At 59.2% G+C, this 13,382-nt stretch carries 12 protein-coding genes; 1 reads left to right on the top strand and 11 read right to left on the bottom strand.

The window, feature by feature from the left end; all coding sequences use genetic code 11:
* Positions 1–124: 124 nt before the first annotated feature.
* The gene (locus K3G63_RS07220; protein WP_220613380.1) at positions 125–610 is read left to right on the top strand and encodes a DUF962 domain-containing protein; all 486 of its coding nucleotides are present in this window, start codon (positions 125–127) and stop codon (positions 608–610) included.
* Between the two features lie 245 nt (positions 611–855).
* Here the strand turns inward: K3G63_RS07220 and phhA are convergent, their stop codons facing one another.
* The 11 genes from phhA to K3G63_RS07275 all read right to left on the bottom strand — a co-directional run bounded on the left by phhA (position 856) and on the right by K3G63_RS07275 (position 13,032).
* Positions 856–1,614, bottom strand: a complete 759-nt coding sequence (gene phhA, locus K3G63_RS07225) for a phenylalanine 4-monooxygenase (RefSeq protein ID WP_259404294.1) — start codon at positions 1,612–1,614, stop codon at positions 856–858.
* Between the two features lie 415 nt (positions 1,615–2,029).
* Positions 2,030–2,764 carry a phenylalanine 4-monooxygenase gene (locus K3G63_RS07230; protein WP_220613381.1) on the bottom strand — a complete coding sequence of 245 codons (735 nt, stop codon included), beginning with the start codon at positions 2,762–2,764 and terminating at the stop codon, positions 2,030–2,032.
* Between the two features lie 445 nt (positions 2,765–3,209).
* Entirely contained in the window at positions 3,210–4,223 is a 1,014-nt protein-coding gene (gene aroF, locus K3G63_RS07235) for a 3-deoxy-7-phosphoheptulonate synthase (protein ID WP_220613382.1), read from the bottom strand.
* A gap of 168 nt (positions 4,224–4,391) precedes the next feature.
* Entirely contained in the window at positions 4,392–5,171 is a 780-nt protein-coding gene (gene trpA, locus K3G63_RS07240) for a tryptophan synthase subunit alpha (protein WP_220613383.1), read from the bottom strand.
* Positions 5,172–5,271: 100 nt separating this feature from the next.
* The gene (trpB, locus tag K3G63_RS07245; RefSeq protein WP_220613384.1) at positions 5,272–6,468 is read right to left on the bottom strand and encodes a tryptophan synthase subunit beta; all 1,197 of its coding nucleotides are present in this window, start codon (positions 6,466–6,468) and stop codon (positions 5,272–5,274) included.
* 87 nt (positions 6,469–6,555) lie between these two features.
* Complete coding sequence (locus tag K3G63_RS07250) at positions 6,556–7,209, bottom strand: phosphoribosylanthranilate isomerase (RefSeq protein WP_220613385.1); 654 nt, start codon at positions 7,207–7,209, stop codon at positions 6,556–6,558.
* Positions 7,209–8,024 carry an indole-3-glycerol phosphate synthase TrpC gene (gene trpC, locus K3G63_RS07255; RefSeq protein WP_220613386.1) on the bottom strand — a complete coding sequence of 272 codons (816 nt, stop codon included), beginning with the start codon at positions 8,022–8,024 and terminating at the stop codon, positions 7,209–7,211. Before trpC ends, K3G63_RS07250 begins: the two co-directional genes overlap by 1 nt.
* Positions 8,025–8,165: 141 nt before the next feature.
* Complete coding sequence (gene trpD, locus K3G63_RS07260) at positions 8,166–9,179, bottom strand: anthranilate phosphoribosyltransferase (RefSeq protein ID WP_220613387.1); 1,014 nt, start codon at positions 9,177–9,179, stop codon at positions 8,166–8,168.
* Between the two features lie 98 nt (positions 9,180–9,277).
* Complete coding sequence (locus tag K3G63_RS07265) at positions 9,278–9,844, bottom strand: aminodeoxychorismate/anthranilate synthase component II (protein WP_220613388.1); 567 nt, start codon at positions 9,842–9,844, stop codon at positions 9,278–9,280.
* Between the two features lie 84 nt (positions 9,845–9,928).
* Positions 9,929–11,344, bottom strand: a complete 1,416-nt coding sequence (locus K3G63_RS07270) for an anthranilate synthase component I family protein (protein WP_220613389.1) — start codon at positions 11,342–11,344, stop codon at positions 9,929–9,931.
* Positions 11,345–11,625: 281 nt separating this feature from the next.
* A complete protein-coding gene (locus K3G63_RS07275; protein WP_220613390.1) occupies positions 11,626–13,032 on the bottom strand; it encodes an alpha/beta hydrolase in 1,407 nt (468 codons plus the stop codon).
* Positions 13,033–13,382: the final 350 nt, after the last annotated feature.

Consider the following 13,382-nt stretch of genomic DNA (forward strand, 5'->3'; position numbering starts at 1 on the left):
GGAATCCGGGTCAGTCACATGAGTAACTTATGTTCCTCGCTCTTGCTCGGAATGATGGGTAGGCAAAGTATGTAAACCCAGCCAAATCTGTATCTTTTACCTGCTCAATCTTCCCGCCTGTCCTATGGAAATTCCTACCTCCTCTCCCGTCCAAAACCTGCTCGATGAGTACGGCGAAAGCCACCAGAACCCCACCAACAAAATGGTGCATTGGGTGTGCGTGCCCCTGATTATGTTCTCGATTCTGGGGCTGCTCTGGTCGATTCCGGTGCCGGAGGCGTTGCGGGCGGTAAGTCCGTGGCTGAACTGGGCTACCGTGGTAATGGTGCTGGCCGTGGCATACTACCTACGCCTTTCCGGCCGATTGGCGGTGGGTATGGTGCTGGTATGGGTGGCAATGGCGGCTACTCTTCGGGTAGTGGATGCGGCGGCCGTGCTACCTCTCTGGGCCGTGTGCCTGCTGGTGTTCGTGCTGGCCTGGATTGGGCAGTTCTGGGGCCACAAGGTAGAGGGCAAGAAGCCTTCCTTCCTGAAAGACGTACAATTTCTGCTCATCGGCCCGCTCTGGCTACTGCACTTCATCTACCGTCGCCTGGGCTGGCGTTATTAGGTGAAGTGGTGAATGAGTAGATGAGTGAAGTGTGTCATGGCGAGCATGTGGCGCATCAAGCCAGTGTCGAAGCCATCCTTCCTAACCACTCCCTACCCCCTGAAATGTGACAAGCCCTTGACGACTGTGCTAGCGTCAAGGGCTTGTCTGTTTATCAGGCTTGTCACAGAATAAAGGAAAGATGGCTTCGGTAACCTCGCCATGACATCTCCTCACTTCACTCATCTACTCACTTACCCATTCACCTATTCCGCCAGCCGGGCCAGGAGTTGCTGTAGAGCTTGGGGTAGCTGCTGCATATTGTCGAGCACGAAGTATAGCTCCTGAAATTTATCCTTCTCGAAGGCCGTGTTGAGCACCCCGTCCAGCGTGAACGGCAGACGGGTAGGCTGTTCACCCAGGCTGAACTTCACTTCTCCGTGCGAGGACAACAAGCCGGCCCCGTAAATGCGCAGGCCCTCGGGTTGCTGCACCAGCCCGAACTCGGCCGTAAACCAGTACAGACGCGTGAACAGCTCCAGGGTACCGGGCCAGCGGTTGGCGTGGTGCTGGGCCGCCTCACCCAGTTGCTGCAAAAACTGCGCAAACCCCGGATTGGTCAGCAAGGGTACGTGCCCGAATACATCATGAAACATGTCGGGTTCTTCCAGGTAATCGAGCTGCTCCAGCTTGCGCAGCCAGGTAGTAGCCGGAAACTTGCGCTGGGCCAGCAGCCAAAAAAACTCCGCGTCGTCCACTAGGCCGGGCACCACTACCAGCTCCCAGCCCGTCAGCTCCTGCAGGCGCGGGTTTACCTCTCGGAAATCCGGGATGGTGTCGCGGGTAAAGCCGATTTGCTTTACCCCCTCCAGAAAGGCATCGGCGGCGCGACCGGGTAGCAAAGTCATCTGGCGGTCGAAGAGCAGCTGCCACACGTGCTGATCGGCGGCGGTGTAGCGGCTATAATCTTGGGTCGGGAGGGGCAGGGCGGCGGAAACAACGGGAGCAATCAGAGAAGTCATCATCTGAAAAGAAGAAAGGGGTGAAAAAGAAAAAGCCTGCCTCCGCACGAAGCGGAAGCAGGCTTTTGAAAAGTGTCGGTAGAGAAAGTGGCTATCCTCTGCAACACGCCGTGGCCGCTCCGCTCCGGTAGGGAACGTAATAAGCATAGGCGTAATAGCGGGAGGTGAGCAGCATGATGAACAAAAGTAATCAGCTAAAGATAGCCAACAAGCCAGAAGCATAGAAACCCATTCCGTGGGCCGCATAGGCGGAATTTCGGGCCGGAGCAGTAGCAGCAGAATAGTATCCCACCCCCACCTGCCGTCTATACTGGCCGCCCCGAACCAATCCGAAACGGGTTTCTATGCTTTGGTTTGTTGCTGCGTTGCGTTTCTTGTTAAGTAAGCACTGCTGCCTAAAGGCAGTCTTTATCTTACCTTATTCAACGGGTTGCAGCTCCCAGCCCGTGGAAAGCAGCGCGGCTAATTCGGCCACGCTTTCCGTAAGCTGCTCCCAGCTGTTGAGCACGAAGTACTGTTCCTGCACATGTGCCTCGCTGTAGGGCGTATGCAGCACAGTAGCCAAATCGAAGGGGTAGCGGCGGGTAACATCGCCGATACAATGGTGGATTTCACCCGACGACGAGAGCAAGCCGGCGCCGTACATCCGGGTTTCTCCCTTCTCCTCTACTAGCCCAAACTGCACCGTAAAGCCATACAGCCGCTCCAGGCGAGCCAGCGCGGTGGCATCGTGCAGATGCTGCGCCGCTACGTGCCCTAGGAAATGCAAAAAGTCGGCAAAGGCTTGGTCCATCAGCAGGGGCACGTGCCCGAATACGCCGTGGAACAAATCGGGCTCCTCAATGAAGTCGAATTGCTTCATGGAGCGAATCCAGACGGTAGCCGGGAACTTGCGCTGGGCCAGTAGCCCAAAGAACTCCGCATCGTTTAGCATGCCCAACACGGGTTCCAGCTGCCAGCCCGTAGCCTTTTGCAGCCGCTTGTTTACTTCCTCGAAGTTAGGAATAGCGTTACGGTGAAAGCCTACTGCCGCCAGACCCTGTCCGAAAGCCGAGCAGGCCCGCTTGTGGAGCAGGGCGGTCTGGCGGTCGAACAATACTTTCCAGACCAACTGATCTTGGGTCGTGTACCGGTCATACTGTTGCTGTACCATGCGTATTAAGCAGCTAATTGGGCAGAAAAAAAGCCCGGCTCCTTGTCGGGGTCGGGCTCTTGTGTGGTTTTCAGAGGAGAAGCATCATGCTGTACTTCTAACTTCCGTATCCGCAAAGGAGCCCGACCCCGCCCTGCATAGGGCGGTTATTAATCAGGTAGACACATTTCGCGGTGAGCTGTAGCATGATGACACAAATATATATTATTTGAAAAATAGATTGTATACCAAGGGGGTATATTTTTTTATGTCTTACGCGTTAGCAAACTACAAATTCAAGCAAACGCCCCTTCACAAACAGGGGTATTCACCGAGAAATTTGGTTCAAAATAGGTATGCCCCCTATAAAAACAGGGGTATAACAACAAACCATCATGCCTTTACAGGAAAAACCGCACTGCTTTAAGCACGCCTGACTGGTAGTGCGGAGACGTAGCACGTGTAGTTATTCCAGTTCTTGCCGTAGGGCATACACCTTGCGCAGGTTGCGAATCAGGCGGGCCGACTCCTGGAAGTTTAGGGTTTGGGCACCGTCGGAGGCAGCTTCTTCGGGCTTCTCATGCGCTTCGTAGATGATGCCGTCGGCACCGGCCATTACGGCGGCCAGGGCCATAGAGGGTACGTAGTCGCGGATACCGATGCCGTGGGAGGGGTCCACGATGACGGGCAGGTGGGTTTTTTCCTTCAGGATGGGCACCGCATTCAGATCCAGCGTATTGCGTGAGGCCGTTTCAAAGGTGCGGATGCCCCGCTCGCAGAGAATCAGCTTCTCATTACCTCCCGAAAACACGTACTCCGCCGACGAAAGCAGTTCCTCAATGGTGCCGGAAATGCCGCGCTTAATCATCACCGGCTTATCTACCCCGCCCAGGGCGTCGAGCAGGTTAAAGTTCTGGGTGTTGCGCGCCCCTACCTGGAACACGTCCACGTAGTCGTGCATTTCCTCCACCTGCGACACCTGCATCACCTCTGTTATGATTTTAATGCCCCGCGCCCGCGCCATTTGGTGGAACAGCTTCAGGCCTTCCATGCCCAGGCCGCGGAAGGAGTACGGAGAGGAGCGCGGCTTGAACACGCCTCCGCGCATGATACGCACGTCGTTGTCTACGAGGTGCTGCATAATCAGCTCCATCTGCTGCTCATTCTCGATGCTGCAGGGCCCGGCGGCCAGCGTGAGGCTGCCCTCCCCTACCCGCACCCCGTCGCCGAGGTCGAGCACGGTGGGGCGCACCCGCCACTTCCGCGACACCAGTTGGTAGTCGTCGGATACCTGATGAATGTCCAGAATGCCCGGCAGTTGCCCAATGGTGCGCAGGTCTACGTCGGCTTTGCCGATGGCCACGAGGTAGTGAGCCCGTTGGGTTTTAACGTCCGTGACTTTGTATTTGAGAGCCTTAATGTGGTCTTCGATGGCCTGCTGGGCAGCCTCGGAGATATGGGAATCGAGTTGGATGATCATGTTCAGGAGAAAATATCGGTTGTCATCTGAGCAGAGCGGAGGACCTATTTCGCTTCGTCCCAACGATTAGGTTAGCCAGAGGTAGAGGTCCTTCGTCCTCGCTTGATGCGCGACATGCTCAGGATGACAAGTGGTAGGAGGCTAATCAGATAACCTCTTAGTTCAGTTTTATTTAAGCACCGACTGCACAAACCGGGCGGCGGCGGCGGGCGCATCGTCGGTGCCTTCCAAAGCCCGGATCAGAGCTGAGCCGATGATGGCGCCCTCGGCGTACTCGCAGGCGCGCTGGAAAGAAGCTTTGTCGCCGATGCCGAAACCGATGAGGCGGGGGTTGCGCAGGTTCATGGCTTCAATGCGCTCGAAATATGCTTCCTGCACCCCTTCGGCCTGGGTGTTGGCGCCGCCCGTGGTTCCGGGGCCCGACACGAGGTAGAGAAAGGAATCCGTCAGCTCATCGATGCGGCGGATGCGCTCCGGGGCCGTTTGGGGCGTGATAAGGAACACGGGCCGCAGGTTGTAGCGGCGGAACATTTCCTGGTATTCGGCCACGTAGTCGTCCAGGGGTAGGTCGGGCAAAATCACGCCATCTACGCCAGCAGCGGCAGCTTCGCGGCAGAAGTTCTCCACCCCGAACTGCATGACGGGGTTGAGGTAGCCCATGAGCAGAATGGGCGTTTCGGGTACCTCGCTGCGGATGCCTTCCAGTTGCCGAAACAGCACCCGCATGTTCATGCCGTTCTGCAAAGCCGCCGTGCTGCTGGCCTGAATCACAGGACCATCGGCCAGCGGGTCAGAAAACGGCATTCCTATTTCAATGAGGTCGGCGCCGGCCTGGGTCAGCGACTTAATGAGTGGCACCGTGTCGTGCAGGCTGGGGTAGCCGGCGGTGAAGTACACGTTGAGCAGGCCTTTCTGCTTTTTCTCAAAAACGTTTTTGATTCGGTTCATATCATCAATCCTGTCATCCTGAGCCCAGCAAAGGACCTCTATTGAGTTAGCCAGAGGTAGAGGTCCTTTGCTGGGCTCAGGATGACAGACGGTTTGCGCTTTACAGGATGGTATCGGCGTACTTGAGGTAGGTTTCCAAGTCTTTGTCGCCGCGGCCCGAGAGGTTTACTACTACCACGTCGTCGGGGCCGGCGCCCAACTGGCCGAGTGCGGCCAGGGCGTGAGCGGTTTCCAGGGCCGGGATGATGCCTTCCAGGCGACTCAGTTCGGCTACCGCCTTCAGCGCGTCCTCGTCCTCAATGCTGATAAACCGGGCCCGGCCCGAATCGGCGAGGTAGGCGTGCAAGGGGCCAATGCCGGGGTAGTCGAGGCCGGCCGACAGGGAGTAGGGCTCGGTAATCTGGCCGTCTTCGTCCTGCATGAGCAGGGTACGCGAACCGTGAATAATGCCCGGCTTGCCCAGCACCGACGTAGCCGCCGAGTGCCCCGAGTTGACACCGTGCCCGGCCGCTTCCACGGCCACCAGCTTCACCGACGGCTCTTCCAGGAAGTGGTAGAACGCGCCGGCCGCGTTGGAGCCACCACCCACGCAGGCTACCACGTAGTTAGGTAGCTCGGAGCCGGTTTTTTCCAGCAGCTGCTTGCGCATCTCCTCACTGATAACCGCCTGCAACCGCGCCACCAGATCGGGGTACGGGTGCGGGCCAACTACCGAGCCGATGATGTAGTGGGTATCGACGGGGTTGGAAATCCAGTCCCGGATGGCCTCGTTGGTGGCATCTTTGAGGGTGCGGCTGCCGCTCATGGCCGCCCGTACTTCGGCCCCCAACAGGCGCATGCGGTACACGTTTGGCTTCTGGCGCTCCATATCGATTTCGCCCATGTACACGATGCACTGCATGCCCATGAGGGCGCACACCGTGGCCGTGGCTACACCATGCTGGCCGGCGCCGGTTTCGGCAATGATGCGGGTTTTGCCCAGGCGCTTGGCCAGCAGAATCTGCCCCACGGTGTTGTTTACCTTGTGCGCCCCGGTGTGGCAGAGGTCCTCGCGCTTGAGGTACACGCGGGTGTTATACTTCTCCGACAGGCGCTTGGCCTCGAACAAGGGGGTAGGCCGACCCACGTAGTCGCGGAGCAGTTGCTGGTACTCCTGCTGAAACGCGGGGTCAGCCAGGATGTCGAGGTACTGCTGGCGTAGCTCTTCCACGTTGGGGTAGAGCATTTCCGGGATGAAGGCGCCGCCGAACGGGCCGTAGTAGCCGCGTTCCGTGGGTTGTTGATAGGTAGTAGGCATGGGGTGGTTGGCTTTCGTTGAGGTTTCCAGGGCTGAAGCCTTGGGCTACGTAGCGAATTGGGTGAGGGCTCTATCTAGCCCAGGGGTTTAGCCCTGGGAGCCGGAGGATAGAGAGCTGCGCAAAGCAGTAAACATCTGACGCAGTAAATCGGCGTCTTTCAGGCCGGGCTCCGTTTCAAATTTGCTGTTCAGGTCTAGGGCAAACAGGCCAGGGAGCTGCAGGTTGCGTAGCGTGTCAGCGTGTTCCAGGGCCAACCCACCAGCCAGGAAATAAGGCACTGGCAAGGCGTAATTCTGCAGCAGTTGCCAGTCGAAGGCGGTGCCGTTGCCGCCGGGCTGGGCGCCGGCCGTGTCGAAGAGGAAGTAGTCGACTACCCCCAGGTAGGGCCGCAACCGCTCGAAGTCGAACTGCTCCCCCACCGCAAACGCCTTGATAACTGCTACCCCCGTGGCGCGCAGCAACCCGCAGGTTTCGGGCGTTTCGGAGCCGTGGAGCTGCACGGTCTGCAGGCCGTACTCGGTGATGCGCTCCTGAATGACGGCCGTGTCTTCATCCACGAACACGCCTACCTTTTGAATACCGGCTGGCACCGCAGCGGCAGCGGCGGGCGTGAGTGTGGGGGCAGCATAGCGCCGGGACTTCGGGTAGAAGATGAAGCCCAGAAAGTCGGGGCGCAGGGCGGCTACCGCCCGCAGGTTGTCGGGCCGGGCCATGCCGCAGACTTTCAGGCGCACGCTCATTAGAGTAGGGTTACGGCTTCGGTGGCGCGGAGCTGCTGTACGAGGGCGGCACAGGCTTTCTCGGGGCGGGAGTGGCGCATAAACGTCTCGCCGATCAGGAAGCCGCGGTAGCCTACCTGGCGCAGGGCCTCAATGTCGGCAGCCGAGGTCAGGCCGCTTTCCGTCACTTTCACGAACTCATCGGGGATGCGCTGGGCCAGCTCGCCGGAAGTATCCAGGCTCACACTGAAGTCGTGCAAGTTGCGGTTGTTGACGCCCACCAAGCTCACCGCGTCGGGGTGCAGGGTTTTGTCGAGCTCCTCGACGTTATGGATTTCGAGCAACACTTCCAGGCCCAGGCTCTTGGCCAGGCGACCCAGGCGCAGCACTTCCTCCCCCGACAGTACGGCCGCAATCAGCAGCACGGCATCGGCGCCAATGCTCTTAGCTTCCAGAATCTGGTACTCATCCACCACGAAATCCTTGCGCAGAATGGGGCAGAAATTGAAGCGGCGAGCCGTAATCAGGTCCTCATTCTTACCGCCGAAAAACTCGGTATCCGTCAGCACCGATAGGGCCGAGGCGCCGGCCTGCATGTAGCCCAGCGTAGTGCGCTCTACCGGGGCGTGGGGGTTGATGAAGCCCTTGCTCGGCGACTTGCGCTTGAACTCAGCAATGATGCCGCTTAGGTCGTCGCGCAGCAGGTAGCGACGCAGGCTCAGGGGCTGGGCCGGCATGTAGAGGCTTTTTTCCAGCAGCTTTACCGGCACCAGGCTTTGGCGGTCGGCTACTTCCTGGCGCTTGTAGGCAATGATTTGGTCGAGAATCGTAGGCATTGGCGGGCCGCCGATGGATTGCGGCGGGGTTTGAAGGTGAATTCCTGCCTAGCGGCTTGGAATTGGGTGAACAGTATTCAGGAGAAAAGAGAGCCAGCTACCACGTATTTCGGTGGCTTAGCGGCTACCCCTCGTTAAGACTTATAAGGTAGTAGCGTGGCTGTGCGTGACGGCCACCAGCTTGCGCAGGGCCTGCCGGGCCCAACCGGAATCCAAAGATTCCTGGGCGGCGGCCAGGGCCTCGGCAAAGCTGAACGTGGGCTCCAGGCAACCAATAGCCAGGGCCGCGTTGGCCGTTACTACGTCGCGCTGGGCGCGGGTGGCGCGGCCTTCTAGCACCTCCAGGAACAGCTTAGCCGATTCCTGCGGGGTGCGGCCGCCTGCCAGCTCTTCGGGGCGGGTGGCAGTAAGGCCCAGGTCAGTGGCCGAGAGGAGCTGCTCGCCGGCGGGCGTAGCCAGCTTGGCGGCCCCGGTCAGGGAGAGTTCGTCGTAGCCATCGAGGGCGTGCACCACGGCATAGCGGGTTTCGGTTTGCTGCAGCAGGTAGTGGTAGAGGCGCAGCAGCTCCAGGCTGAACGTGCCGGCTACTTGGTATTTCGGGCGGGCGGGGTTAATCAAGGGGCCCAGGATGTTAAAGAAGGTGCGCACCCCCAGCTCGCGCCGCACTGGCCCGGCGTAGCGCATGGCCGGGTGGAAGGACGGAGCGTGCAGAAAGCAGATGTTGGCCTGCTCCAACTGCTGCTTCAGCACGTCGTTTCCTACCCCAAAATCAACCCCCAACTGCGCCAGCACATCCGACGACCCACACACCGACGACACCCCAATGTTACCGTGCTTGGTCACCTTGTAGCCGGCGCCCGCCACCACAAAGCAAGCCAGCGTGCTGATGTTGAGCGTGTCTTTGCCGTCGCCGCCGGTGCCCACGATATCTACCGTGTCATGGGTGCCCAGCTCCGGGTCGCGGCTCAGGCTCAGCAGGGCCTCGCGGAAGCCCGCCAACTCCGGCACGGCGATGGGCCGCATGCGATACACCGTCATGAAGGCCGCCATTTCCGAGGCGTTGGCCTCGCCCTGCCCGATGCGCAGCATGGCCTCGTGCGCCTCGGCGTGGGTGAGCTGCTGCTGGTCGAATAGTTGATTCAGGATCTGTTTCACGTAAGAGGGGTAGCTGGCGGCCAGGAGCGTCCAGCTGTTTGGGTGGGAATCGAAAGAAGAGCAGCGGCGGGGGTCGGGCAAGCGCCTACCCCCATGGGTTAGGCCAACCAGTTGGCCAGCATCTGGTGGCCGTGCTCGGTCAGGATGGACTCGGGGTGGAACTGCACGCCGCGCACGTCGTACTCGCGGTGGCGGAAGGCTAACACCTGCCCATTAGCATCCACAGCCGTTACTTCCAGCGCCGCCGGCACCGACTCCGGCAGCACGCTCCAGGAGTGGTAGCGCCCTACCTTGAATTGTGGGGGCAAGCCGGCAAACAGGCGGTCCTCAGCCGTTACCTGGGCATCGGTAGCCAAACCGTGGAGCACATCAGGCATATTGTATAGCTCGCCGCCGAAGCTTTCGGCCAAGCCCTGGTGGCCCAGGCACACACCCAACATGCGCTTGCTGGGGGCGTATTGGCGAATGATTTCCGGCATCAGCCCGGCATCAGCTGGTACACCCGGACCAGGGGACAGCAGCACGGCATCGTAGCCGGCCACGTCTTCCACCGCCAGCTTGTCGTTGCGAATCACCGTGACGTTATCGGTATGACCCAGTTCCCGCAGCACCTGCACAAGGTTGTAGGTGAAGGAGTCGTAGTTATCAATGACGAGAATTTTCATTTTGGGTGGTACTCGGGTGGGTTGAATTTCTGGTCAGACTATCATGCTTCGGCTGCGCTTAGCATAACAGTGTCTCTTTTCTCTCTACACTAACTCGGCTTCTTTCAGGGCCTTGCGCAGAGCAGCTAGTTTGTGGTGTACTTCGTTGAGTTCGGAGTTGATATCGGAGGCGGCTACTACCCCCGCGCCGGCCTGGAAGTAGAGCTGGCCGGCCGTGCTCAGGAAGGAGCGAATCATGATGGCGTGGTTGAAGTCGCCGTTGAAGCCCAGGTGGCCGATGGCCCCGCCGTAGTAGCCGCGGGCGGTGGGCTCCAGCGAGTCAATAATCTGCATGGCGCGGTGCTTGGGGGCACCGGAAAGCGTACCAGCCGGGAACGTATCGGCCACTACCTGCAGGGGGCTGGCCTGCGGGGCCAGGCGGGCCGTCACCTCACTGACCAAATGGATCACGTGGGAGTAGTACTGGATTTCGCGGAACACCTTCACTTTCACCTCGTCGCCGTGGCGGGCCAGGTCGTTGCGAGCCAAGTCCACGAGCATGACGTGCTCGGCGTTTTCCTTGGGGTCGTCGGCTAGTTTCTGGGCCAGGGCAGCATCCTCGGCATCGTGGCCGGTGCGGCGGAAGGTGCCGGCAATGGGGTACAGGCTGGCCTGGCGCCCTTTGATCAGCAGCTGGGTTTCGGGCGAGGAGCCGAAAATCTTGAACGAGCCGTAATCGAAGTAAAACAGGTAGGGCGAGGGGTTGATGGAGCGTAGCGCCCGGTACACATTGAACTCGTCGCCGCTGAAGCCCTGCTGAAACCGCCGCGACAGTACAATCTGGAACACATTGCCGCGGCGGCAGTGCTGCTGCCCTTCGGCCAGCACTTTTAGGAACTCCTCATCGGTCTGGTTGGTCTGCTCTTCACCTACTGTTTTGAATTTGAAATCGGGTAGAGAGGGGTTCCGGATCAGATTCACCAAGCGCGTAAGACCATCTTCATCAACGGTTTGTCCGGCCAGCGTGTGCTCGAACACATACAGCTCGTTGCGGAAGTGGTTGACGGCAATAACGTAGCGGTAGGTGCTGTACAGGATGTCCGGAATCTGGCCGGCAGCAGCCTTTTCAGAGTTTAGCTCCAGGTCCTCGAAGTACTGCACGGCCTCGTAGCCCAGGTAGCCAAACAGCCCGCCCGTGATGAACTCGTGGCCAGTATCCTGGGTCTGGAAGCAGCCGGCAAACTCCTGCAGGCGGGCCAGAGCCAGCCGGGGCTCGGTCAGGGTTTCGGTTTCCGAGGTATCGTCGGGGTAGGTCAGGGTCAGCTCGCGGCCGCTCAGCTCGAAGCGGGCCAGGGGGTCGAAGGCGAGGTAGCTGAAGGCGTTTTGCTGGCCGTGGTAGTCGGAGCTTTCCAGCAACAGGCAGTTGGCATACCGGTCGCGCAGGCGGAGATAGAGGCCCACGGGGGTTACTGTATCGGCCAGAACGCGCAGGAAGCGGGTATGCAGTTGGAAGGTTTTCATGGGCTGGTTGTGGTGATGGAAGTAGGCCAGCGCCGGAAATAAAAAAGCCCGGCGGGGCGGCCGGGCTTTTGAGCTTTTGCGAAGGTAGTGGTTCAGTTGACCTTAGCGCACGCACATGCTGTCCCGTCCGGAATTTCCGTAGGGCCACCACCATGCTTGCTGCGTCATTGAGAAGGTCATTCAAATAGGTTTGGGCGTTGAACGGGGCAAAGGTAAGCTGAGTTGAATTTTTCGCAAGCACCGGCCCGAATTTTTTATTCATCAGCCAGTGTGCCCCGAATTCATTGCTTCCGTAGGTACTGCCGACCCTGCTTTCCGCCGGCATTAACCAGCACTTCGTAGCTGCCGGGGGGTAGGCGACGCACATCCACGGCGCGGCGGTTTTTCACCTTCTTCGCCAGCACTACCTGCTTCTGCTGGTTCAGTACCTCTACCCTACCCCTGTCGTGGCCCTGAGGCAAGTACACCTCCAGTCGGTTCTGCTCTGGATTCAAATAGGCGCTATAAGCCAGCGGCTCCGGGTTTGCGCCGCCTTGCTGTCCGTACAGCCAGTGGTAAGCCGCCGGAAACTCCCGCTTCCAGAACCACTCGGAATGTTTACCATCGGTGGGAGTAGCGTACTGCACGCTTACTTTGGCGCGCGCCAGCGTATCGTGCACAGCCTTCATCAGGGGCACCATGGTTTCGCTTTCCGTGGTGCCGCTCACAAAGTAGAACTGCGTGCCGGGCTGCGGGCGGTGCCGCTGCAGGTAGGCAAACAGGGAGTCCTTGGCAAACCAGAAGGCCGGCGAGAACACGCCTACCTTGCTGTACACCTGCGGGTATTTCAGGGCCGCGTAGGTGGAAATCAGCCCGCCCATGCTGCTGCCGGCAATGCCCGTAAACTCCCGGCCGCTGAGCGTGCGGTAGTGCAGATCAATGTAGGGTTTAAGCGTCTCAGCCATGAAATCCACGTACTGATTGCCCTGTCCGCCGCCGTACTCGGGGTTTTTCCAGGGCGAGAGTTCATTCAGCCGCTCCGGCCCCCCATTGTCCACGGCTACTACAATGCAGCCGGCCGCGTCGAGGCCCTGGTGCTGCAGGTGGCTCAGGGTTTCATCGACGCCCCACTCCCCCGAGAAGCTGGTGCAGGCATCGAATACGTTCTGGCCATCGTGCATGTACAGCACGGGGTAGCGTTTATTGGTTGCGGAGGGGTAGTCGGAGGGCAGATACACCCAAACGCGGCGGGTGCGCCCCAACTGCGGCATCTGAAACGTGTTGCTGACAATCTGCACGTTGGGTTGCTGGGCAGTGCTTTGGCAGCTGACCGGAGTGGTAGCTGCTCCATCCTTCCAATTGCGTACCGTCAACTCTGTTATGCCCCCTGTGCCTTTCACGGTGTATTCCCGGTTGGGTATGTCCTGGTTTTGGGCATCTGTTTCTACCGTTTCCCAGGAGCCGCGGGTTACTTTACAGGCAATAGGGCCTTGCACCGTAGCGGGCAGCGTCAGGTGATAGTAGCCATTGGCAGCACGCACGAACTGGAAGGCGGGGCTGGCCGGCTGCCAGTTATTGAAGGAGCCGGCGAGGTAGAGAGCGGCCCCCGGCGGTGTAGCCGCTGGCAGTCGGGCAATTCGAAAAACTGATTGAGCAGAACTGCTGCTTACCAGCAGCAGACTCAGCCCCCAGAGGATAATTTGCTTCATGAATAGGGCAACTAATCAGGACCGCAAGCTACCATATTTCTGAGCGCGGCCCGGGCAGCGGTGTGCTACCCGGCAGTAGTTGAAGGAAACCACGCGCACAGCGCGGAGTATCGGATAAACCCAACCTGTATTTTTCCTAGAATCTTATCCGCAAGCCATTGCTTTGCTCCGCTGGCTTCAGTAAGTAAGCCCTCACCCGGCAGAGCACTACCTGATAGTGGAACGCGGAAAGTCCTACACTGCCAGCCAAAGCCAACAGGGCTGTCATCGGCCTAAAATATATACAAAATTCAGCTCGAATTCCCCTCCAAACCCTCCCTTAAGACACAAGCCTGTATTGATAAACCTGG

It is taken from the genome of Hymenobacter sp. HSC-4F20 (assembly GCF_019599275.1).
GTDB lineage: Bacteria > Bacteroidota > Bacteroidia > Cytophagales > Hymenobacteraceae > Hymenobacter.